Here is a 24,529-nt window from a genome sequence, read left to right as displayed (position 1 = left end):
CAAGGTTTCCCTTGGTTTTTTTGTATGTTTATCTATAACGAGGTGTCGCAAAACCACGGATATTTCCGTGACCGATTCGGTAAGTGTTGCGTTTAACTACGTTATTGCTGTTGCCTTCAATCGTGTGAATGATGCCATTTTCAACTTTTTCGACAATACCGATATGATCAGCCCAGCCATCGTTTTGCTGGGTATCTTTATCCCAGTTAAAGGTGATGATATCGCCTGCGCTAGGAGTCGAATTACCATCTTCATTCCAGATACCTAGTCTTTGGAAAATATGAATATGGCGCTCAACACCGCACTCGCGGCCGATAAGATCGCTCAAGCCCTCTCTTTGGAAAATAACCGTCGTGAAAATGTCGCACCAGTCATCTGTGTTTTTCACAGCATAACCAACTGGCAGCGGTCTGACACTATTATAATCGTTGACCAAGCGCTGATGCTCAGCACTGCCTCCCCTGACACCTACCATAGCAGCTGCCGCCGCAAGAACACGGTCTCGCTGACTAGCTGCCTGAGGACGGTTTACAGAGATAGAGGTCTTTTCTCCGCCAGCTCCCTGCAGCTGATTTTGATTATTTAAGTAATACAAGTGAACATTGTATTCGCCTGCATTATTCTTATGGTCACGCGCATATACATGCTTACGATAAGTGCCATCAGCCTGACGATCCGCTGCGTACCATTGGATATCATCTTGACCATTCGCTTCTGACCAAGTCGGCAGGTAAACTGTCTTGAGACCTTCTGGTGCCACAATACCTGATACTACAATGTCAAACTCTCCAGTATCGTTATTCTTATTTTGAATACTGATTTTACCCTGCGGCTTACTGATAGAAACATTGGTCTTGATGCCACCTGCTCCTACTAGCTTGCCATCATTTTGCACATAGTAGAGATGTACATTATATTCGCCCTGAACGTTGTTATGGTCGCTCGCACGAACTCGCTTACGATAGGTACCATCCGGCTGACGTTCCGCGTTGTACCACTTGATATCATCCTGACCGTTGGCCTCTGACCAGGTTGGTAGGGAAACATTCTTGAGACCGCCTGGCGATACAATATCTGAAACCACAATATCAAAATCGCCATTTTCGCTGTTACGATTTTGGATACTGATTTTGCCCTGTGGTTTAACTGCTGACACATTGGTTGTAGTACCACCAACACCGACTAACTGCCCGTCGTTACGGACATAGTAAAGATGGATATGATACTTACCAACTGAGTCTTTATGTTTACTAGATTCAACAGTAACTTTATAGGTACCATTAGCCTGCTGAGTAGCTGTATACCAGATAATATCGTCTTGACCGTTAGCTTCAGACCAAACCGGAACACTGACAGCAGACACATCATAAGGGGCAGAAACGTTCGAAATCACAACATCAAAACTGCCGTTGACATTATTCTTATTTTGAATACTTATGTTGCCCTTTGGCTTGCCTAGAGAAACATTAGTCTTGATGCCACCAGCACCAACCAGATTGCCATCATTTTGCACATAGTAGAGATGAATATTGTACTCGCCCTCAACATTTTTGTGATCACTCACACGGACTCGCTTACGATAGGTACCATCCGGCTGACGTTCTGCATTGTACCACTTAATATCATCTTGACCATTGGCCTCTGACCAAGTTGGTAGGGAAACAGTCTTGATACCGCCTGGCGATACGATATCTGAAACCACAATATCAAAATCGCCAGTTTCGCTATTGCGATTCTGAATACTGATTTTGCCTTGAACTTTTGGTTTTTCTATAGAAATAGTCGTTTTAGTGCCATTTACACCTACCAAGCTGCCATCATTTTGCACATAGTAGAGATGCACATTGTACTCACCCTCAACATTTTTGTGATCGCTCAGACGGACACGCTTACGATAGGTGCCATCAGCTTGACGCTCAGCGTTGTACCACTTGATATCATCTTGGCCGTTAGCCTCAGACCAAGTTGGCAGGGAAACTTCCTTCAGACCGCCCGGAGATGAAATACCTGAAACCACAATATCAAAATCGCCGGTTTCTTTATTTCGATTTTGAATACTGATGGTGCCCTTAGGTTTTCCAAGAGAAACGGTCGTTTTAGTGCCGCTTACACCAACCAAGCGACCGTCATTTTGCACATAGTAGAGATGCACATTGTACTCGCCTTGCACATTATTGTGATCGCTTATACGTACTCGCTTACGATAGGTGCCGTCAGCCTGACGTTCAGCAGTATACCATTTGATATCATCTTGGCCGTTGGCCTCTGACCAAGTTGGCAGAGAGACAGTCTTAAGACCACCCGGAGATGAGATACCTGAAACTACAATATCGAAATCACCAGTTTCGCTGTTGCGATTCTGAATGCTGATTTTGCCCTGTGGCTTGATGACAGATACATTGGTTGTAGTACCACCAACACCGACTAATTGACCGTCGTTGCGGACATAGTAGAGATGGACAATGTACTTGCCAACTGAATCCTTATGTCTGCTAGAATCAACAGAAACTTTATAAGTACCATTAGCCTGCTGAGTGGCTGTGTACCAGATAATATCGTCTTGACCATTAGCTTCAGACCAAACCGGAACACTAACGACAGACACTCCATAAGGAGCAGAAACGTTTGAAATCACAACATCAAAGCTGCCGTTGACATTATTCTTATTCTGAATACTGATGTTACCCTTCAAAGGCTGCTTAGCAAGAGCAGACTGCTGGGTAAATCTTCCGGAATAGTCAACGCTATGGTCAAATACATGTTTGCCAGCTAAAAGCTGAGCCTGAGCTGTAAACTGCCATGCTCCAGCGCCACTGTTGTATTTGAGAGATTTAGCTCCATCAAGATTTAAATTAGAAGACGGATACTGAGCCACCCAGAAATTGCTATAGCCAAATTGCGATGTATTGACAGGTCCCTTGCTGCGAAGATTATTTTGATCCAGCCAGCTGGCACTGGTATAATACATCAGGTTGGAATAACCCAGTCTGCGCATCTCATCCGCCCAAGCCTGGGTATGCTGGTTAATCCCATTTTGCATTTTGGGATCTTCCATGTCGTTGACCATGACTGTGTTTTTAGGCAAACCTAGTCTATTAGCAAAGGCAGCGTAATAACGAGCTTCTGCTCTCGCTTCTTCATCACTGGTATAGTGCGAGAAGGCATAGGTCGATACTTGTAAACCAGCTCCCTGAGCATTTCTCACTTGAGACTCAGCAAATGGATTGGCGTAATGGGTTCCTTCAGTCAGTTTGACAACGACACCGCCAACCCCTTGCTGGGCTAATTTACGATAGTCGTCTACGCTGATATGGCCATTGTGGCTGCTGACATCTACAAAGGAAGTACCTTTAATCTCTGCTTGGGAATTCCCGCGGGCTGCCTGAGCCTTTGACCCAGCATTATAAAATACAGTTTTTCCAGCATTATTAGCTTTTGGTGCTGATACTACTGCAGGACTAGCCTTGGGCTCTGAGGCAATAGCAGAATCTCCAACAGAAGAACTTGCTTTTGCTGACTGATAAGCTGCAGTTTCATTCTGATTAGAAGCATTTGCATCTAGCTGACTTTGCCCTTCTGGCTTAGCAGAAGCTACCTGAGTTTCTACAGGAACTGATTGAGCTGCTCCTCCAGACTCAATAGCTGTTCCTGTAGCGTTCGTTGCTTCCTCCTCTTGCTTAACAGCTTGAACTGACTGTTCTGCAGATGATACTGCTACAGTCGGCTGATTAGACGTTTGTGATGCGGCCGCATTGACTGTCTGATTCTGGGAACTAACAGACCTTTCTGTTTTTAAAACTTCTGACTCAGCGATAGTATGTTCCTCGGCTTTTGCAACATTGGCAGTCGCTGCCAGCAAAATAGCCGTACTCGCTAAATAAACTAATTCTTTCGATTTCAACTTTTCTCTCCAACTTTTAAAAAACTTGTCACCTTTGGGAAGACAAGTCTTTTTTCAACATTTTTTATTTTACAAAATCAAGCAATGCCAAGAAGCTCTCAGCTTCAAGTGATGCACCACCAACAAGAGCACCGTCAACATCTGGACAAGCCATGTAAGACGCAACATTTTCAGGTTTAACAGAACCACCGTACTGAACACGAACCTTGTCCGCTACTTCTTGACCAAAGTCAGCTGCTACAACATCACGAACTGCTTTACACATCTTTTGAGCGTCGTCTTGAGTTGCTGACTTACCAGTACCGATAGCCCAGATTGGCTCATAAGCGATAACCAATGATGCAACTTGCTCAGCAGTCAAGCCTTTCAAAGCAGCTGATACTTGAGCACCAACGAATTCTACTGCTTTACCAGCTTCGTAAGTTTCAAGCGATTCACCACAGCAGATGATTGGCACCAGACCATTACGGAAGATAGCGTGCGCTTTTTTGTTGATGTCTTGGTCTGTTTCATGGAAATAATCGCGGCGTTCTGAGTGACCGATAACAATGTAGTCAACTCCAACTTCTGCAAGAACTTTAGGGCTGTTTTCACCAGTGAAGGCACCTGCATCTTCAAAGTAAGCATTTTGCGCTGCTACCTTAAGATTGCTTCCTTTAGCTGCTGCCAAAACAGTCGTCAAATCAATTGCTGGAGCAGCGATACCAGCTTCTACCAAATCTGAAGAAGGTAGCTTAGCAGCAACTGCTTCTACAAAAGCCTTTGCTTCTTCAGGATTTTTGTTCATTTTCCAGTTACCAGCAATAAATGGTTTACGTGACATATTCACACACCTCTTCTATTTTATTTATAGTAACATTGTAACACAGTTGAATGAAATAATAAAGGTTATCCACAGAATTTCATCAAATTGAAACATCTTTATTTTAAGGGGATAACATCTGTGGAAAATTTTTCTCATTATCATTTCCCATCCTCATCTTCAAGCCAAATCTTTCTCCACCAGAGCACGCGCCTGAAAATCGTTTCTTTAGTCTGCTAGAAAAAAACAGAACCTAGTCTGAGACTAAGTTCTGTCGCTGTTATAAACATCAAAGAAAATCACTGTTTCTTCTCTTGCTTGTAAAACTCTTTTAAGGCATCCTGCCAAGTCGGAATGACAAAGCCTGTAGCCTTAGCCTTGGCCAGGCTCATAGTTGAGTTGAAAGGCCGCTTAGCCTTGGCCGGGAATTTGCTGGAATCAACCGGCTGGACTTCCACATCTGTATCTTTGAGAATTTCCACTGCAAAGTCATACCAAGTGGTGTCCTCAGCCGCATCATTAGACAGATGGTAATAACCAAATTCCTTTTGGTTTTCAGCCAGATGAGTCATAAATTCAGCCAGCGTACGAGTCCAAGTCGGACGACCATGCTGGTCATTGACTACAGTCAGAGTTTTATGTGTCTTAGCAAGATTTTGCATGGTAAAGACAAAGTTTTTACCGTAGTTACCAAAGACCCAGGCAGTACGGATAATGTAGAAACGGCTAGAATATTTCTCAACCAGCTCCTCACCCATGCGCTTGGTACGGCCATACTCCGTCTGCGGATCCGGCCGGTCATCTACTTCCCATTCCTCTCCGACAGGTTTTTGTCCGTCAAAGACATAGTCTGTTGAGATGTAGACCAAGGTTGCTCCATGTGCTTCTGCTGCTTTTGCAACATTTTCGGTCCCGGTCACATTGATGGCATAGTCCAGCTCTTTTCCTTCGTCCTCAGCCGCATCAACAGCAGTATAAGCTGCGCAGTGATAAACCAAGCTTGGCTTGACTTCCGCAAAGACCTTGTCCACCATTTGGGCATTGGTAATATCCATTTCCGCCACATCAACAGCCACATACTCCTCATTGCGCTCATCCAAAAGATAGCGAAGCTCTGTACCCAGCTGTCCATTCGCACCTGTAATTAAAATCATTTGTCTTTCCTTTCACATCATAAACATTTAATGAGTTTATTATAACAAAAAAAGCAGAAAAAATCTGCTTGGTCGAATCATACCTCTAGTCATTTTTAGGAAAAAAATCTCATACTTTTTACACTCCATATATAAATGATGCAACATTATGCAAGTGATAATCAGAAAACTTAGCATCATTTCAAATTGACAGTATAAACTTTAACAATGCATAATCATATTAAAATGAATCTTTTCTTTATTTCTCTCTTAGAAAGATTCTACTTCATGATAACAAATAATTCATTATTTTCAAGATAAATATTATATAACTTTGTTTCTTCAAGTAATGTATAGTTTTCACTACTAAAATCTATATTAGCAATATCGATTAATTTGAAATCGACGTTTAAGTTCGTTATGCTATTAAATCTCAATGTCATATCCCAAGAAACATTCGTATTTGGCATAATCAAACTTTTTAACATTGGATAAACAGAAGCTGTATTGCTAAATACTGGCGAATCAGAAAGAAAGCGATTCACATTAATAACTGTTTTTTCGGGTGTAATGTACTTGTTTAGAGAGGAAGCTAGCAATATGCTCTGCGCTTTGAACATTTCATTTTGTTGTTTTAAACTGCTCACATAAGTAAAAGAGAAAGATAAGAAATAAAAAACTAATAATCCCGAGACGAAGGACTTCCCTCTACGTAGAATTTTACTCTTTTCAACGTACTCTAAGTTAACAATTAAGATAATCGCTAAAAAAATTCCGAAACCATATTCATATCTTGGTCTCATAAGATAATAAGGATTAGACAAAATCAAATAGGTTCCATAGCTAAATACACTTCCTAAACTTAGCCAAATCAGCATGTAAATAAAGTTTAAAAGGAATTTAGTTCTGGATAAGCGAATCACACTGATAGTTAAGAGAAATATAGCAATTATTGTTAATAAAACCCAGATAGTTGAACTTTGAAAAAATATATTGTTCAAATATCCTGTAGCATTCACCCCAATTATTTTAATCATCTCTAATCCCTTTGGAATATCAGCTTGATCAGCAAAAATCGGTGGCTTTATAAAAATTTGTATACGATATAAAAGCAAACCAATTACATATGACAACATTGAGATGAAAATTTTAGGAATTTTTTCTTTAAAATAACTTCCTTGCAATAATTCTAAAAATACTAGCGTCATGGTTACAATAATGTACACTCCTGAAGAAGCTTGGTATGAATTGCACATTAAGAATATACCAACAACTGACATAACTCCAAATATTTTTTTATTATCCCAGAAAATAAATGGAATGATGGAAACTAATATACTTAAAGTCATAAAAGGATTGTCAAACCTAAAACTTAATGGCTCTAAAAACCACGGATTAATCCCTATAATAGTTGAAACAGATGCTGTTATAAAAGAAATCTTTTTATTGGGATATAAGACAAACAATAAAATTAAGCTCGCTAAAGTTAAAAAACAAGCTGACAGAATATTTGAAGTCAAGCCTAGTTCTGTCAGATGATCCCCACCTTGTATTAAACGAGCGGAATACTCACTTAAATATCTTGAATAATGTTCAGAGAATTTTGAATAGCCTTGTAATTGTCTTCCAATATCATCAATATAGGGATACTCAGCTAAACCGATATTAATATTGACTACTGAATAAATAATAAAAATAACTAGGGCAGACGATTTATTTAAAAGAAGATAGTTTTTAAAATCAGAAAAACGTTTCTGGAAAATCATTTACTCTTCTCCTTAATCACATAAATCGGCCGATGCTTGGTTTCCATAAATATTTTACCAATGTATTTACCCAGTATGCCGATGGTCAGCAGCTGGAAGCCTCCGATAAGGAGAATGACAGTCATAAGGGACGGCCAACCCGATGTCGGGTCACCAAAAACCAAGGTGCGAATAATAATCACTGCCATCAGGATAAAGGCTAAAATCCAAGACAGGATACCTCCTAAAAAGGCGATGTTGAGCGGCGCATCAGAGAAATTGACGATGCCTTCCAAAGAATAGTTGAAAAGAGACCAGAAATTCCAAGAGGTCTTGCCAGCTACTCGTTCGACATTTTTGTATTCCAAGTACTCGGTATTAAAGCCAACCCAGGCAAAAATTCCCTTGGAGAAGCGATTGTACTCTGAAACTTCCAGAATAGCTTCTACCATCTGGCTGCGCATCAGTCGGAAGTCACGCGCACCATCCACCATCTCTACCTGACTAATCTTGTTTATCAACTTGTAAAACAAATTGGCAAAAAAGCTTCGGATAGGCGGCTCTCCCTCGCGAGTAGTGCGACGAGTACCCACACAATCCAGCTCAGAATTCGTGTCCAGCATGGCCTTCATCTCAACCAGGAGCTCTGGCGGATCCTGCAAATCCACATCCATTACCGTCACAAAATCCCCACTCGCCTCTTGCAAACCAGCATATAGAGCTGCTTCTTTTCCGAAATTACGAGAAAAAGACAGATAGTGCACATCAGGACAGCGACTGCTGAGCTCTCGCAAAACAGCCAAGGTCCGGTCCGTCGATCCGTCATTGACAAAAATATATTCAAACTGGTCACGGATTTGATATTTGACCGCTTCCATGGCTTCATGAAACAGAGGAATAGACTCTTCTTCATTGAAACACGGAACAATCACCGAAATTGTCATTTTAATCTCCTACTATTTTTATATATTTCATCCTATTATAACAAAAAACTAGGCGAAATGCACTGCACCCTAAAAGTTAGATACAAAAAATCTAGCTTTTGGGGTGCAGCTTATTTCCAACCTAGTTTTATTCTTATTGCTTAGTCTAGAGACCTTGAAAATTAGATAGATTCCAAGGCGATTTTCAAATCCTCTATCAAGTCATCTACATTTTCCAAGCCGATAGAGAGTCGGATTTGATTTGGTGCAATGCCTGCTGCTAGCTGAGCCTCTGGCGACATCTGACCATGAGTCGTCGTAGCTGGATGAACGACCAAGGACTTAGCATCTGCTACATTGGCCAAATCGGAGAAAATCTCTAGGCTGTCAATAACTTTTCGAGCTTCTTTCTCCCCACCTTTGACATTAAAGGTGAAGATAGAGCCTACGCCTTTAGGGAAATATTTTTCTGCCAAAGCATGATAAGGACTGTCAGCAAGCTTGGGATAATTGACCTTCTCAACCTTAGGATGCCCTGCTAAGAATTCCACAATCTTCTCGGCATTGGACACATGGCGCTCTACACGCAAAGAGAGTGTTTCCAACCCCTGCAGGAAGAGAAAAGCATTGAAGGGAGACATGGCTGCACCCGTATCGCGCAAGAGCTGAGTCCGGACAGCAGTAACAAAGGCTGCTGCTCCGACATCGCGCGTATAACTGATATCGTGATAGCTCGGGTCCGGGTCCACGAACTGCGGAAACTTGCCAGAAGCTTCCCAGTCAAAACGACCGCTGTCCACAATCACACCGCCAATGCTGGTTCCGTGACCACCGATAAACTTGGTAGCAGAATGTACCGCGATGTCCACTCCATGAGAAAAGACATTGATCAGATAAGGAGTGGCAAAGGTATTGTCGGAAATCAGCGGAATTTTATGAGCATGAACCAGCTCTGCCAAAGCATCAAAGTCAGGAATATTTATCAAAGGATTGCCCAAACTTTCAATCAGAACCAACTTTGTATTGTCCTGAATAGCTGCTTCTACTTCAGCCAGATTTTCAATATCCACAAAAGTCGTGGTAATGCCATAGCGAGGCAGGGTTTCTTTGAGCAGATTAAAGGTACCACCGTAGATGGTAGAGGCTGCTATTACATGGTCGCCAGCATGCGCCAAGGCTAGAACGGTATAGGTAAGGGCCGCCATACCAGAAGCTGTCGCTAGAGCTCCAACCCCACCCTCCAAAGCCGCAATCCGCTCCTCAAAAGCAGACAGGGTCGGATTGGTAATCCGAGTGTAGATATTGCCCGGTTTGCGCAGGGCAAAAAGTTCTTCTCCCTCCTGAGTATCGTCAAACACATAGGAAGTTGTCTGGTAAATAGGCAGAGCCCGAGACTTGGTTGTCGGATCAACTGTCTGTCCAGCATGAAGCTGCAGAGTTTCAAATTTAAATTCACGTGTCATAAGGTCACCTCACTATAGTTATGTGATAAGTCTACCACTAAACGCCCCGCTTGACTAATAGAATTTCCTTATCAAAAGAAATAAAGAGAAGCTATATCTTATAGCTTCTCTTTTATAATCTCAAAAGTCGCTTGATTGCTGGGCCAGTACAGCTGCGACGAAACTTTGTCTAAAGCTACCCACTGAGCTCCTACATGCTCATCAGAAATCTGGATTTCTTTCTGTTCAGTCAGAACTAGAAAGAGATTTTTGTGGATGGACAGATTTTCATCAATCTTTACCGTAAAATCTCCAAGACTAGTCAAATTTGGACAAGCTAAGAGCAAGCCGGTCTCTTCCTTTATTTCACGAAGACAAGCCTCTTCTGGGCTCTCGCCACTCTCAATCCCACCAGTAATGGGCTGCCAAAAGGAAACTTTCTCATTCTCCACTTTCAAGAGCAAGATTTCCCTATCCTCTGGATGATAGATCCAGGCTTCAATCGACTGTTTCATCATGATTTTTTCTCAATCGGTGCTATGCTGGCTAGCACTTTCTTCAGACCCACTTCTGGGAAATTAATCTTAAGCTCTTGGCTGTTGCCGCTGCCAGAGACTGCTAGAACTGTCCCATCGCCCCATTTCTTATGGTGGGCAATATCTCCGATAGCCCAAGCAACTTCTGGCTTAGATGGCTGGCTCTGACCGCTCTTTCCAAAAGGCAGACTGCCTGTAGAAATCGAGCTTGGTGCTGCCTGACGCTTCCGTTCTTGCAGGGCCTGGGCCAGACTCATGCCTTGACCGAATTGACTGGTATCACTATTGGTATCACTATTGGTATAACTAACCTTAAAGGAGCTATTTGACGGTCGAGCCAGTCCCTGATAGTCTAGCAAGTCTGAGCTGATTTCTCTCAAAAAGCGTGTAGGATGATTATAGTTGGTTTTACCATAAAGCATACGGGAATTAGCATTGGTCAGATAGAGAATCTTCTCTGCTCGGGTGATGCCAACGTAAGCTAGACGCCGTTCCTCTTCCAACTCATCCTCATCTTCAGACGCCCGACTTAGAGGGAAGACATTTTCCTCCATACCAACCAGAAAGACGACCGGAAATTCCAATCCCTTGGCTGCGTGGAGGGTCATTAGAGTCACTTCGGAACTCTCCGTATCCCCATCATCTGTGTCTGCGATCAAGGCTAAGTCATTGAGAAAACGGCTGAGCTTATCAAGACCAGACTCATCAGTAGGATTGTCTGGACTTTCGTCAAAATTCTTGGTTACAGACAGGAATTCTTCAATATTTTCAATCCGAGCTTGGCTCTCCAAGGTTGCCTGCGCAGCTAAGGCCGCAGCATAACCTGTCTTTTCCAGTACGGCTTCTACCAACTCCGTCACTGTAAAGTCGTCCAAGCGCTCCCTCAAATCCAGAAGCATATTAGCAAAATCATAGACCGCCTGAGCCGCCTTGCCCTTGACTGGAGACAGCAGGATATTGGCCGACGCATCTAGCAAGGAGATTTCCTGACTGGACGCAAAATCCCGAATTTTCTCCACCGTTCCTGGTCCGACACCACGCTTAGGCTCATTGACCACGCGCTCATAGCTGATATTATCGCTAGGATTGGCGATGAGATTGAGATAAGAAATGACATCGCGTATTTCCTTACGGCTGTAGAACTTGGTGCCACCAACCATGGTATAGGGAATATTGGACTTGAGCAAGGCTTCCTCCACCGTACGTGACTGGGCATTGGTCCGGTAAAGGACTGCAAAATCCTTATGACTGTAGCCTTCTCGGCTCAGCTGATCAATAGTTCGGGCGACAAAAAGAGCCTCGTCCTGCTCGTCATTAGCCCGATAGTAGACAATCTCTTCACCGTCTTCATTTTGAGTCCAGAGATTTTTAGGACGGCGGTTGCGGTTGTTTCGGATGACTTCATTAGCTGCCTGAAGAATGGTTTTGGTGGAACGATAGTTTTCCTCAAGCAAGACTACCTTAGCTTCAGGATAATCCTTTTCAAAGTCCAGGATATTCTGCATATCGGCTCCCCGCCAGCCATAGATAGACTGGTCAGCGTCTCCGACCACGCAGATATTCTTAAAGCGAGAAGCCAAGAGCTTGACCAGCTGGTACTGGGCATGGTTGGTATCCTGATACTCGTCCACATGGATATACTGGTAACGTTGCTGGTAGTAGATCAGAACATCAGGATTTTGATCAAAAAGGCGCAGGGTCAGCATGATTAAGTCATCAAAGTCCATAGCTTCGGACTGGCGCAATTCCTTTTGATAGGCTGAGTAACATTTGGCCACAATCTCTGTATACATGTCACCAGCTAGATTTGCATAGGCCACCTCATCAATCAGGTCATTCTTAGCATTGGAAATAGTTCCCAGAATGGCGCGCTCGTTCCACTTTTTAGGGTCCAGATTGAGATTTTTGAGAATCCGCTTCATCAGAGTCCGCTGTTCGCCCGGATCAACGATGGTGAAGTTGCGGTTGTAGCCAATATGGTCTGCTTCTCGTCGCAGGATGCGCACACACATGGAGTGAAAGGTAGCGATTAAGCAATCTTGGGTGGCTGGATTGAGCGCTGATGCCCGCTCTTTCATCTCTCGCGCCGCCTTATTGGTAAAGGTAATGGCTAGAATATTCCAAGGATTAACCATCTTCTCATCAATCAAATAGGCGATGCGGTGGGTCAGGACACGGGTCTTACCCGATCCAGCTCCCGCCATAATCAGCAAAGGTCCTTCTGTTGTTTGAACAGCCTCAGCCTGACGGTCATTCATACCGTTTAATAAAGGATGCATTTTTCTTCCTCTTTCAAAGTCAATGCTACTATTATAACAAAAATCCTGATGAAGCTAAACCAGAAAGAAGAGGAATTTCTGATTTTAGATTAGATTTTCGACAAGGTCATCTAAGGCACCCTAAGCCCGACGGAAATTGAAAATCAGGTCTATTTTTGCTATAATATGCCCATATGAGACTTAGAATATCTTTCCAGAGATGACATTTTTTCGCAAGTCTCTTTTCCGTTCTGCTGCCCCACTCAGAAAGAAAGGCTGTCATGAAAAATCCTAGTAACAATCTGAAACTAGCGGAGAGAGGAGCCATCCTGTCCATCGCTACCTATCTGATTCTCTCTGCGGTCAAGATTATCGCAGGCTCGACCCTCCAGTCCTCCAGTCTGACGGCCGACGGCTTTAACAACGTCTCTGATATCGTGGCTAATATCGCCGTTTTAATTGGCCTGCGTATGGCTAGAAAACCAGCCGACCGTGACCATCGCTTCGGCCATTGGAAGATAGAAGATTTGGCCAGTCTCATCACATCTTTTATCATGTTTTTCGTTGGATTTGATGTCCTGATTGAGACCATTCAGAAAATCATCTCCAATCAAGAAACCAAGCTTGACCCAGTTGGTGCCGTGGTCGGAATCATCTCGGCAATCATTATGTTAGTTGTTTATTTTTACAATAAAACACTGGCTAAAAAAGCTCACTCCAAGGCTCTGGATGCTGCAGCCAAGGACAACTTGTCAGACGCTGTCACTTCTATCGGCACTTCAGTTGCTATCATTGCCAGCACCTTTAATTTCCCAATCGTTGATAAGCTGGCAGCCATTGTCATTACCTTCTTCATTCTCAAGACGGCCTATGATATCTTTATGGAATCTTCCTTCAGCCTGTCCGACGGATTTGATGAAAGTCTGCTCCAAGACTATAAGCAAGCTATCCTGGAAATTCCTAAAATCACTCAGGTTAAATCCCAGCGCGGCCGGACCTATGGCAGTAATATCTATCTAGATATTATCTTGGAAATGAACCCAGATTTATCTGTTTTTGAAAGTCATGAGATTGCGGACCAGGTTGAGGATATGCTTATGGAGCGCTTCGGAGTTTTTGATATTGACATTCATATTGAGCCTGCTCCTATTCCCGAGGATGAGACGTTGGACAATCTTTACCCAAACCTGCTCATGCGTGAGCAGCTCGTGGAGCAAGGAAGCCAACTGGATACGCTTCTGTCCGCCGAATTTCTCTATATTTCCCAAGATGGCCGACAGCTAAACAAGGCTGAGTTTCAGGCAGAAAGAGCCTCAAAAACACCTATCAAAAACTTTGAACTGCTTTCTATTAGCCAGAAAACCAAGCTCATCCGCTATGAAATGGACGGTGTTATCCATACCAGCCTCTGGCGCCGCCACGAAGTATGGCAAAACATCTTTCACCAAGAGACACGAAAAAACCAGTCTGATGATTAAGTCAGCCTGGCTTTTTCTTTGCAACACATCCTTCATTTCCCCGTATAATAAATAACAGTAATGCTATCTACACTTTGCAAATTTGTTAGATTCTCTTTAGCTTTCAGGCCGTCTTTTTCAGGATTGTCAGACAAATGATAGTCATCATAGCTATCATCTAGGTCGGTATAAATCTTTATCTTATCATTAACAAGTAAAGCAACATATCTTGCCTGTCCAAAAGGCTTTCTTGAAATCTTTGTAAATTCAATTTTTTCAACATTTTCATAGTGATTCAGTAAAAATAAAGCCAGCCCCTCTTCCTGATTGCGTACCTTTACTTTTTCCTCTGTCGTCAGCCAAGCATTTTCTCCAGAGTAAATAACATCCGTCTCACCCGTATCTTTAAAATTTGTGACCTTCTCTTTCTTTTTCAGACGAAAAGTCAATTCTGTCGAATCAGTGTGAGAGTTATTATTTATATTATAGTTTTCATCTTTTGAGTCCAAAGAAACATGTGGGATATAACTGGTGTCATTTACTATGAGACTAACGGAATCCCCTTTCCATAAATTTCCCTTGGAAAATTCATCAAATTCAATTTTTTGAACATCTTCATAATGATTAATGATATAAAGTGCAAGCTTTTGCTCTTTCTTATGAAGCTTAGTCATTTCTGTATCTGACATCCATATTTTTTCACCATCTCTATTAACTATACTGCTGCATGCTGTCAAAAAACTTAGAGCCAGTATAGCAAAAAATAATAATTTCTTCTTTCTTGACTTCAAGAGCATTCTCCTTTAGCGATCTTTTGATATTAGTATACCACATCAGGACAAGTATCTTTATGTTTACTTGTAACTTTAAAGTTGATTTTCAAAGAAAAAAACCAAGGCTTGCCCTGCCTTGGTTAAAAATAGACTTCTATTTACTTATTCTTAATAAAACCAAATTCATTAAGCGGTGAGAGCCGGAACTCCACCACTCCCTTGATTTGACTGGCTTTGATGAGTCCAAATTCTCGGCTGTCCTTGGTATTTTCACGTCGGTCATTAAGAATCAAATAAGAATCTTTAGTAATTTTATCAGACTTTGAGTCTTTTAAATCCATAATAGAGAAATCATGAGTATAGTAACCCGAACTTCCTGCTGAAGCCAGATATTTCTCGCGCATTTTCTCGATATACTCTTCCGACATGACCTGACCGTTCAGGTAAAGGAGGTCATCCATATAGGTTACCTGATCTTTTTCCTGGGCAATGACCCGGCCGACATAGTCTTTGCCGTCCACTTCATAGAGAACAAAGTCTCCAAGCTTGATGTCTTGCTTTTTCGTCGCCAAGACCAAGTCATTCTTTGCCAAATAGGAATTACTGTCCTGCTCAGTCACCCGATAAGGCGTATAAATAAAAACTCTCAGCCCTATAATGATAGCTGCCAGTACTGAAAAAATAATGATATTTCTTAATAAATCTCTCTTTAACATTCGTCTCCCCCATCTCTTTTATACCATTATATCATTTTTAGACAAAATAGACAAAGGTACAATTTTATTTCAAAAACCAATTTACAAACTAGCACTTCCTCTTAAATAAAATAAGTTGCATCACATAAACAAGAAAAGAACCGGTGATTTTCCAATCAACGGTTCTTTTTTGTTGTCTTAGATTAACGTACTGTACGGATACGCATTGTGTTGGTACGAACTGCTTCACCAAGCGGCACACCAGCAACGATAACAATATCATCACCAGATTCAACCAAGCCTTGCTCAACTGCAATCTTTTCAGCGATTTCAAACATATCATCTGTGTTAGATGGAGTTTCAGTAGTCACTGGAATAACACCCCAGTTCAGCATAAGCCCACGTTGAGTCAATTCATCAAAAGTGATAGCTAAGATATCAGCGTTTGGACGGTACTTAGAAATCAAGCGAGCTGTGTGACCTGTCTTAGTAAGAGTAACTACCAACTTGATATCCATTGAGTTTGTAGCATCTTTAACTGCTGAAGCCATAACTTCAGTCTTAGAGTTGCGCTCAAAGTTGTCAGTTGTCAAACGACCATATTCGTTAAGAAGGGTTTGAGCGTTCTTATCGATAGTAGCCATTGTCGTTACTGACTCAAGAGGGTATTTACCATTTGCAGACTCACCTGAAAGCATAGTTGCGTCAGTTCCATCGATAACAGCGTTAAATACATCTGATACTTCTGAACGAGTTGCACGTGGTTTTTCTGTCATGGTTTCAAGCATGTTAGTTGCTGTGATAACCACTTTACCAGCTGCATTTACCTTAGTGATGATCATCTTTTGGTAAACTGGAACCATTTCGAATGGTACTTCGATACCCATGTCACCACGGGCAATCATGATACCGTCAGCAGCTTCAATGATTTCGTCCAAGTTATCGATACCTTGTTGGTTTTCGATTTTCGCGAACAATTGAACATGGCCGTTGCCAGTTTCTTCACAGATTGCACGAACTTCGTTGACGTCTTTTGCAGTACGTACAAATGAAATCGCGATGAAGTTGATTCCTTGCTCAAGACCAAAGCGGATATCGTCATTGTCACGCTCAGCAAGTGCTGGGAAAGGAATCTTAGTGTTAGGGATGTTCACACCTTTTTGCTTAGCAATGATGCCGTCATTTTCAACTTCTACTTCAAATTCACGAGTAGCATCGTCTTTAGCCACAACACGAAGACCAAGTTTACCATCGTCAACCAATACTTGACGGCCAACTTCAACATCATCGTAGATGTCCAATCCGCCAGCAACGTTCAAAGCAATGACTTCACGAGTAGACTTGATGCCTTGCTTAGTAGCAACACGGATTTTTTCACCAGTTTTGTATGAATACTCTTTTGCATCGCCTTCGAACAATTCTGTACGAATTTCTGGTCCTTTTGTATCAAGAAGGAAACCAACTTTTTGGCCGGCAATTTCTTCTGCACGCTTAACAGTTGCCATGCGCTCTCCTTGCTCAGCATGGTCACCGTGTGAGAAGTTGAAACGGAATGTGTTTGCGCCAGCTTCAATCAACTTAGCAATGTTTTGAGCTGATGCTTCAACATCCAGCTTTTCTCCCCAATATCCGTCATCACCGAATTTTTTACCACCGCGGATTTCTACCGCAGGACCTAATGTTGCAACGATTTTTACACGTTTATTCATGATTGTATGAAACTCCTTCTTCTATTTGGCCTCTTGGCCTGAATAACAAATAACAAATAATAATTAAATATTGATGCTGCGGTTCAAATCAGCCAAGTCCAGATCAGCTTTGTGCGGATTGTTAACGACAATCTTGCCTTCAGCAGTCAAGCTAAAGAGCGCTCCTTCTTCAGCAGTTCCCAGAATTGGGCTTTCAACCATCTGCTCATTGCGGATTCCAACAGCAACTCCGCCGATACCTTCTTTAAGCAGTTTAACAGCATGTGCTCCCATACGAGATGCAAGAACACGGTCACGCGCAGTCGGTGAGCCTCCACGCTGGATATGTCCGAGCTCTGTGACACGCAAATCGCTCATATCACCAGCTTCTTTCAGCTTCTCAGCGAATTCATCCGCTGACATGACACCCTCAGCCAAGACAATGATGTTGTGCTTCTTACCCTTGGCATAGCCACTCTTAATGCTTTCAACAACTTCTTCGATCTTGAAACCTTCTTCAGGAACGATGATTTCGTCCGCACCAGATGCAATACCTGCCCAAAGAGCAATATCACCAGCATTACGTCCCATTACTTCGATAACGAAAGTACGGCGGTGACTGGATGAGGTATCCCGAATCTTGTCAATCGCATCCATAGCCGTAGTAACAGCTGTATCAAAACCGATAGTGAAGTCTGTTCCGACGATATCATTGTCAATGGTTCCTGGAACACCGACAGCCGGGAAGCCATGCTCTGTCAAGCGCATAGCACCGTGGTAAGATCCATCTCCACCGATAACAACGACACCTTCGATTCCATGTTTTTTAAGCTGCTCAATCCCTTTCAGCTGCCCTTCAACTTGGGCAAACTCAGGGTAACGAGCAGAGTGAAGGAAAGTTCCACCGCGAGAAATAATGTCACCAACTGATGTCGCATCAAGTGGGTAAATCTCGCCAGCAACCATTCCAGCGTAGCCATCATAAATCCCGTAAACTTCCATTCCTTCGGAAATTGCTTTACGAACAACTGCACGGATGGCAGCATTCATACCAGGGGCATCGCCACCACTAGTCAAAACAGCAATACGTTTCATTTCGCTTTTTGCTCCTTTTTCTTTTTAACATTCTTATAGATTATACCACAATCATCATGAAAATTCTCCTATTTTCCATATTTTTTAACGAAAAATCGTTTTCATAGTATAATTCTTCAATTCCTCTTGCAGCTGCTCTAATTTCTCCACTCGGAAATGAGGTGCAGATATAGTTCGCTTCTCATCTTCATAGCGCAGGACAACCGGAATATTGCCGGGGTATTTCTGCAAAACATGAGATATTTCCCGATCATGCTCATGTCCAGCAAGTTTTATCCAGAACCGTTCTGTAGTGGTTTCTTCGATATCTGACAAGACCAACTGTAAGCGTCCATCCCGTTCCTGCACCTTGCCGGTCAAGTAGTAAATCCCTTTCTCCTTAATACGTTCGGCCAACTGACGATAGGTATCAGGAAAAAGGGTGACATCCAGTTTTTTCTTCGTATCTGAAACCTGCAAGAAAGCCATATTCTCGCCCTTTTTGGTCCGGATAGTCTTGATAGTCTGAACTTCAGCCAGAATCCTAGCTCGGCTATTTTCTGTCAGCTCACTAATCCAGCTAAAGGGCTGATCCGCTTCTTTGGCCAATTTAACCAAGGGGTGATCGCTAAGCCCCACACCGATAATGCTCTGTTCCAGCTCAAACTTTTCGGCATCGCTGAAATCCTGAGCCTCTGTCCAAGAATAAGTCGTATCCGCAAAGAGACTGCCCAACTCATCCGCAAATACAAATAGATTAGGCAGATTGGCTAAAATTTTTTGGCGATTTTTCTCAAAACTGTCAAAGAGCCCCAGCTGGATTAGAGGAGTCAGCAGTGGAATCTTATGGTAATTCTGAGGTAGGCGCAGAATAAAGTCTTCTACCCCAGTAAAGGCAGCATTTTGTCGCTCTTCGATAATCCAGTATGCCAAATCCCTAGGCAAGCCTTTGATATTTTTCAGACCCAAAAAAATCTTTTTATCCTGAAACTTATCATGGTAGGGAATATTATTGATGCTGAGGGGTGCTGTTTCAAAGTCAAAACTCAGGGCATCGGTGATATAGTCACTGCTAGAATAATTAAGCATGACATCAAAGAAAACATCTGGATAGTGAGCCTTGAAGAAAGCCAACTGAAAGGCCAGAGCTGAGTAGGCATAGGCGTGGCTGCGGTTAAAGCCATAACCAGCAAACTTCTCCATAATAGCAAAGACTTCCTTGGCTTTGGATTCCGAATGCCCTAGCTTGAGAGCACCGGCAACAAAGTCCTCCTGCATGCGATGCATTTCAGCAGCATTTTTCTTACCCATTGCTCTTCGTAAAATATCGGCTTTCCCCAGACTAAAGCCACCAAAACGCTGGGCTACCTGCATAACCTGCTCTTGGTAGAGCATGATACCGTAAGTCGGAGCTAGAATATCAGCCAAACTGTCATCAATCAGCTCCACCTGCTCCAGCCCATGCTTTCTCTTGACAAAATTGTCGATGTAATCACTGGCTCCAGGACGATTGAGAGAGGTTGTGGCCACTACTTCCTCAAAGCAAACCGGCTGAACCCGCTTGAGCAGACTGATAGCGCCCGGCTGCTCAAACTGGAAAATACCCTTGGTCTGTCCCGCTGCAAAGAGTTTCAGAGTGTTTGCATCCTCCAAGTCAATCTCTGCAATCTCAATATCTACCTTATATTTTTCTAGGGTTGCTTCTTTCATCCGCTGGACAAAGGTCAGATTGCGCAAGCCCAGAAAGTCCATCTTGAGCAGACCGTTGCTCTCCACACCGTGGGCATCATATTGAGTGATATACATGTCCTCACCGTATTTGAGTGGTATCTGATCAGTCAGGTCATTATCGCTCATCACAACGCCGGCTGCGTGAATAGATGTCTGACGGGGATGACCTTCGATTTTTTTAGCAATATCAAAGGCCTTTTGATATTCCAGCTTACTGTTGATAATCTGACGAAAGGCCATATTTTTCTCATAAGCAGAGGTCAGACTATCGCCAAAGCGGATTTTCTTAGTGATATTGGTTAGCTCATACTCTGGCAGACCGAAGCGCTTGAAGACATCGCGAATGGCCTGCTTGGCTCCGAAGGTCGAATAGGTCACAATCTGGGCCGCATGCATACTGCCATAGCGGTCACGAACATAGCGGATAAACTCCGGCCGGTAAACATCAGGAATATCGATATCAATATCGGGCATGGTATAGCGCTCTAGATTTAGAAAGCGCTCAAAAAGCAGGTTATTTTTGACTGGGTCAATCCCAGTAATCTCCAAAGCATAGGCCACCAGACTGCCGACAGCAGATCCTCGACCCATACCCATATAGTAGCCCTGACTACGACCAAAGCGCAGCAAATCCCAGACAATGAGAAAATAATCATCAAAGCCCATCTGATGAATGACAGCCAGCTCCTGGTCCAGTCGTTCCTGATAAAGTTTACCTGTTAAACCACGTTTTTTTAAGCCCGCTTCTGATCGCTCCCGCAGCTCTTCCACGGCAGGACGTTCCCGATTAAAGCGGGGCAATTTCAGCTCCCTATTGATATCATAGTGAACATCACGGACTAGCTTCTCAAGATTAGCCAGACTCTCTGGGAAAGTTTCCTTAAAAGCTCCTGCCAGAGCATCTGGTGCCAGCAAAAACTCATGATTGGGAAGGCTGCCAATCTCCCGCAGGCTGGCATTTTCTCGAATAGCCCGGAGCATCTGCAAGGTCTCCAAATCCCCCCTATCAAAATATCGGACGGTATGCAGGGGCAGGGTTGGCCGACCAAACTCCTGCTGGGGCGTTGCTGGGAAAACTCCAACGTAAAAATCCAACCCCAAATCCAGATCTGCTACTCCGTCAAAAGCAGGAACAATCACAGCCAATCCCTTAAAGAGATGCTGGAAATCCTCCCAGTTTTTTTGTCCCATCATCTTGAGAGTCGAGACTTTCATCAGATTGCGATAGCCTTGACTGTCCAAGGCCAGCAGACGGAGATGAAGCTCCTTCTCTGCCTTGATCAGACTCAGATCCAAGCCTAAAAGCGGCTGCAGTCCCGCAGATTCGGCTTCCTCTAAGAAATGATAGGCTCCATAGAGATTGTCCGCATCCATCATGCCCAGATGACTGTATCCTAAGTCCTTGGCTTTTTGCACATATTTCTTTATCGGGATCAAGCTATCCATAAAACTGTAAACAGTCTTGGTATCAAGTTGTATCACCACATTTTTCTCCTTGAACATGCTTTGCTTCTTCTTATAACTATTATACCGCAATTCACTGAATGAGGGAAATAGGAGTTTGACTGAACAGAAAGATTCCATTCCTTCTTTCCGGCTTTCTTTGCCATTTTCCTAAGGAAAAGGTATAATAATTGTAAATTGAAGAAAATAAAGGAGACATGTATGAATCAGTATCCTCTGGTCTATCTTGACCATGTCCATAAAAATTATAGCGACGCACCCGCCCTGTATGATGTGAGCTTAAACATACAGCCCGGCAGAATCATCGGACTTCTAGGTCCTAATGGCAGCGGCAAGACAACTATTATCAAGCTTATCAATGGTCTCTTGCAGCCCACCTCTGGCCATATCTATCTCAAAGACGTCAAACCTTCTCCTGATACCAAAAGAATCGTTTCCTATCTGCCAGATACGACTTATCTGAGCGACAGCTCCAAAGTAATCGAAGCTGTAAAATATTTCCAAGATTTTTATGATAATTTTGACAGCGCGAAAGCTATGCAGCTTCTAAAGGATCTTCATATCGATCCTCAAGCACGCATCGGAAGCCTTTCAAAAGGAAATAAAGAAAAAATGCAGCTCATTCTGGTCATGAGCCGCCATGCGGAACTGTATATCCTAGACGAGCCTATCGGTGGTGTTGATCCGGCTGCTCGCGACTATATCCTGCAGACCATCATTCAAAACCGCACACCTCAGTCTTCTGTCATCATTTCCACCCACTTGATCGCAGATATCGAGCCAATCTTGGATGAAGTAATCCTGATTAACCAAGGTCAGATCTTTTTGCATGAAAATGCTAATCAGCTGCGTCAACAGTACAATCAATCCATTGATAATCTCTTCCGCAGCCAGTTTCGCTTTTATTAGGAGGGCTTCATTATATGTTTGGAAAACTGTTTAAATACGACTTTAAGTCTAATTACAAATGGTATTGTATCACCTTTGCCATTCTTCTCACTCTATCAGTCTTTATGGGAATCATAGCTGGCAGCATCCTAAGACCTGAGGCGATGAATCGCTATAGTGAACATCCATTGTCTATTAGTGGTGTTATTATCACTTTCTATCTACTATTTCTCTTGCTGTTTTCTGCATCTTGCGCAGTCTTTCTATCCAATACCATCATTATTATCCGTCGATTTTATAAAAATGTCTTTGGGAGAGAAGGCTACCTGACTTGGACCTTGCCGGTCACCCCGCATCAGATTCTTCTGTCCAAGCTTCTTTCCGCATTTGTTTGGACCCTCTTGTGTATGCTGACCATGTTTATTAGTGGTTTAGTCATCTTTGGCATTGCTCTTCCCCTTGTAGGCTATTCATTCGATGAGATTTTTAAATTTATTGGTGAAATACCAGATTTGTGGCTATGGATTGTCAAATACGGCTTCCTTAATCTCCTTCAAATCCTTTCTGGTATCCTCTTCTTTTACCTAGCAATCTCAGTCGGACAGCTTTTCAAGAAGAATCGGATTATGATGGCTGTGCTCTTCGGATTTTTGATTTGGACTGTTCTGGCAATCTTGTCTCTCCTCTTGCCTAGTTCTTTTGATTCATATGGACTACTTAGTTTATATGATTATAGTCACTCCTCTTCGGACTTTGAACAGATGCTAGATGGCTTCATTATTATCAGAGTCGTCTTTGAGCTGGTCAAAATTTTCGGTTTCTATTTTACAATCTATGCCATTGTAAAAAACAAACTAAATCTTCAATAGGCAAAACAAGGTTGAAACGAAACGTTTCAACCTTGTTTATTTTTACTTCAGAATAATCGCTGCCACAATAGGGCTGACCAGAACATACATGAGGCCGGTCACGCCAATCGCAAGTCCTGCCATAGCTCCTGCGACCTGGCCGTATTTAAAGGCGGTTCCCGTTCCTACCGCATGGCCAGTTCCACCTAAAGCAAGACCGATAGCTACCGGGTCTGTGATTTTTAAGAGCTTAAGAAGCGTTGGTCCTAATACACTGGTTAGAATGCCCGTCGCAACCACCACCACTAAGGTCACTGTAGCAAGACCTTGCAGCTTGTCTGTGATACCGACAGCCATGGCCGTTGTGACAGATTTCGGAAAAAGAGAAACAGCCAGAAAGAAATCCATTCCGAAAAACTTAGCCAGTAAAGCAGTGAAGCTGGTATTGACTACAACCGCCGCAAAGGTCCCAATCAAAATACTGCGTGCATGGTGCTTCATCAAATGAAAAGTCTTGTAAAGCGGAATCCCCAAAGCAACCGTAGATGGCACAATTAGGTTGTTTAAATAGGAGCCGCCGACATAGTAATCCTTGTAGGAAATACCGGTTAATTTTAAAAATGAAATAACCAAAACTGCTGCAATCAGCAACGGTGTTGTCAAAGGATGAGGAAATCTCCGAAAAATCAATAGACCGAACAGATAGGCCAAGATAGACAAGGCAAGGCCAAAGAGAGGGTTGCTCCATAAATCAGACATTGCTGGTGTCTCCTTCCTCATAATCTCCTTCAAAACGAGTCTTAATCAGCTGCACCACAACCGCAATCACGCAGACATTAAGCACAATCGCTCCTAAAACAATCAAAATAATCGGCAACAGATAAGGCGCAATGACCTGAAATTTATCCATGATACCAACTGCTGGAGGCAGAAAAAGAATGGTCATATTTGCCAAGAGAAAATTGCCAACCATACTGATATGACGCAGGCGCAGGAGCTTGAATTGCAGAGCCAAAAACAGCAAGACCAAACCAATGATACTGCCCGGAACAGGCAGGTGGAAAACACTTGAAATTCCTTCTCCAACGAGGGAAATCATAAAAATAATCATCAACTGAACGTATAATTTCATACCAAACCTCCATCACTTGTATATCCAGTTTACTCCTTT

At 42.9% G+C, this 24,529-nt stretch carries 18 protein-coding genes; 3 read left to right on the top strand and 15 right to left on the bottom strand.

All coding sequences use genetic code 11. The annotated features are described in order from the left end of the window. Positions 1–28: 28 nt before the first annotated feature. The 8 genes from HMPREF1150_RS00200 to pcrA all read right to left on the bottom strand — a co-directional run bounded on the left by HMPREF1150_RS00200 (position 29) and on the right by pcrA (position 12,761). A complete protein-coding gene (locus HMPREF1150_RS00200) occupies positions 29–3,901 on the bottom strand; it encodes a GBS Bsp-like repeat-containing protein (protein ID WP_009660543.1) in 3,873 nt (1,290 codons plus the stop codon). A gap of 64 nt (positions 3,902–3,965) precedes the next feature. Next, positions 3,966–4,724 carry a triose-phosphate isomerase gene (gene tpiA, locus HMPREF1150_RS00205; protein ID WP_009660567.1) on the bottom strand — a complete coding sequence of 253 codons (759 nt, stop codon included), beginning with the start codon at positions 4,722–4,724 and terminating at the stop codon, positions 3,966–3,968. Positions 4,725–5,002: 278 nt separating this feature from the next. Next, positions 5,003–5,857 carry a dTDP-4-dehydrorhamnose reductase gene (rfbD, locus tag HMPREF1150_RS00210; RefSeq protein WP_009660566.1) on the bottom strand — a complete coding sequence of 285 codons (855 nt, stop codon included), beginning with the start codon at positions 5,855–5,857 and terminating at the stop codon, positions 5,003–5,005. 260 nt (positions 5,858–6,117) lie between these two features. After that, positions 6,118–7,602, bottom strand: coding sequence for a glucosyltransferase domain-containing protein (locus HMPREF1150_RS00215; RefSeq protein WP_009660572.1), 1,485 nt, complete (start codon positions 7,600–7,602; stop codon positions 6,118–6,120). Next, positions 7,599–8,525 carry a glycosyltransferase family 2 protein gene (locus tag HMPREF1150_RS00220; protein ID WP_002906863.1) on the bottom strand — a complete coding sequence of 309 codons (927 nt, stop codon included), beginning with the start codon at positions 8,523–8,525 and terminating at the stop codon, positions 7,599–7,601. Before HMPREF1150_RS00220 ends, HMPREF1150_RS00215 begins: the two co-directional genes overlap by 4 nt. A 161-nt stretch (positions 8,526–8,686) precedes the next feature. After that, the gene (locus tag HMPREF1150_RS00225) at positions 8,687–9,967 is read right to left on the bottom strand and encodes an O-acetylhomoserine aminocarboxypropyltransferase/cysteine synthase family protein (RefSeq protein ID WP_002906864.1); all 1,281 of its coding nucleotides are present in this window, start codon (positions 9,965–9,967) and stop codon (positions 8,687–8,689) included. A 98-nt stretch (positions 9,968–10,065) separates the two neighbouring features. Further along, positions 10,066–10,464 (bottom strand): NUDIX pyrophosphatase, encoded by a 399-nt coding sequence (locus tag HMPREF1150_RS00230; protein WP_002906865.1) that lies wholly within the window; start codon positions 10,462–10,464, stop codon positions 10,066–10,068. Further along, positions 10,461–12,761, bottom strand: coding sequence for a DNA helicase PcrA (gene pcrA / locus HMPREF1150_RS00235; protein WP_009660579.1), 2,301 nt, complete (start codon positions 12,759–12,761; stop codon positions 10,461–10,463). The genes HMPREF1150_RS00230 and pcrA overlap by 4 nt, the downstream gene beginning before the upstream one ends. A gap of 260 nt (positions 12,762–13,021) precedes the next feature. Here pcrA and HMPREF1150_RS00240 point away from each other — a divergent pair, with 260 nt between their 5' ends. Next, positions 13,022–14,218, top strand: a complete 1,197-nt coding sequence (locus HMPREF1150_RS00240; RefSeq protein ID WP_009660535.1) for a cation diffusion facilitator family transporter — start codon at positions 13,022–13,024, stop codon at positions 14,216–14,218. Positions 14,219–14,250: 32 nt separating this feature from the next. Here HMPREF1150_RS00240 and HMPREF1150_RS00245 read toward each other — a convergent pair whose 3' ends face one another. The 5 genes from HMPREF1150_RS00245 to HMPREF1150_RS00265 form a co-directional block, all read right to left on the bottom strand. After that, positions 14,251–14,988: a hypothetical protein gene (locus HMPREF1150_RS00245; RefSeq protein ID WP_032905846.1), complete on the bottom strand. Its 738-nt coding sequence runs from the start codon at positions 14,986–14,988 to the stop codon at positions 14,251–14,253. A gap of 140 nt (positions 14,989–15,128) precedes the next feature. After that, a complete protein-coding gene (gene lepB / locus HMPREF1150_RS00250; protein WP_009660559.1) occupies positions 15,129–15,686 on the bottom strand; it encodes a signal peptidase I in 558 nt (185 codons plus the stop codon). 182 nt (positions 15,687–15,868) lie between these two features. After that, entirely contained in the window at positions 15,869–17,374 is a 1,506-nt protein-coding gene (gene pyk / locus HMPREF1150_RS00255) for a pyruvate kinase (protein ID WP_002897851.1), read from the bottom strand. 63 nt (positions 17,375–17,437) lie between these two features. Continuing rightward, positions 17,438–18,448: a 6-phosphofructokinase gene (gene pfkA / locus HMPREF1150_RS00260; RefSeq protein ID WP_002906871.1), complete on the bottom strand. Its 1,011-nt coding sequence runs from the start codon at positions 18,446–18,448 to the stop codon at positions 17,438–17,440. An 84-nt stretch (positions 18,449–18,532) separates the two neighbouring features. Further along, the gene (locus HMPREF1150_RS00265; RefSeq protein ID WP_032905844.1) at positions 18,533–21,643 is read right to left on the bottom strand and encodes a DNA polymerase III subunit alpha; all 3,111 of its coding nucleotides are present in this window, start codon (positions 21,641–21,643) and stop codon (positions 18,533–18,535) included. A 180-nt stretch (positions 21,644–21,823) separates the two neighbouring features. On the opposite strand from HMPREF1150_RS00265, the gene HMPREF1150_RS00270 reads away from it, so the two are divergent. After that, complete coding sequence (locus tag HMPREF1150_RS00270; protein WP_009660581.1) at positions 21,824–22,531, top strand: ABC transporter ATP-binding protein; 708 nt, start codon at positions 21,824–21,826, stop codon at positions 22,529–22,531. Between the two features lie 14 nt (positions 22,532–22,545). After that, the gene (locus tag HMPREF1150_RS00275; RefSeq protein ID WP_009660565.1) at positions 22,546–23,379 is read left to right on the top strand and encodes a hypothetical protein; all 834 of its coding nucleotides are present in this window, start codon (positions 22,546–22,548) and stop codon (positions 23,377–23,379) included. A gap of 42 nt (positions 23,380–23,421) precedes the next feature. On the opposite strand, the gene HMPREF1150_RS00280 is transcribed toward HMPREF1150_RS00275, so the two are convergent. After that, positions 23,422–24,117, bottom strand: a complete 696-nt coding sequence (locus tag HMPREF1150_RS00280; protein ID WP_002906876.1) for an LrgB family protein — start codon at positions 24,115–24,117, stop codon at positions 23,422–23,424. After that, the gene (locus HMPREF1150_RS00285) at positions 24,110–24,490 is read right to left on the bottom strand and encodes a CidA/LrgA family protein (RefSeq protein ID WP_002906877.1); all 381 of its coding nucleotides are present in this window, start codon (positions 24,488–24,490) and stop codon (positions 24,110–24,112) included. Before HMPREF1150_RS00285 ends, HMPREF1150_RS00280 begins: the two co-directional genes overlap by 8 nt. Positions 24,491–24,529: the final 39 nt, after the last annotated feature.

The sequence above is a fragment of the Streptococcus sp. AS14 genome (assembly GCF_000286495.1).
GTDB lineage: Bacteria > Bacillota > Bacilli > Lactobacillales > Streptococcaceae > Streptococcus > Streptococcus sanguinis_P.
The sequence above is the reverse complement of the archived record's forward strand: the minus strand, read 5'-3'. Positions and strand labels throughout refer to the sequence as shown.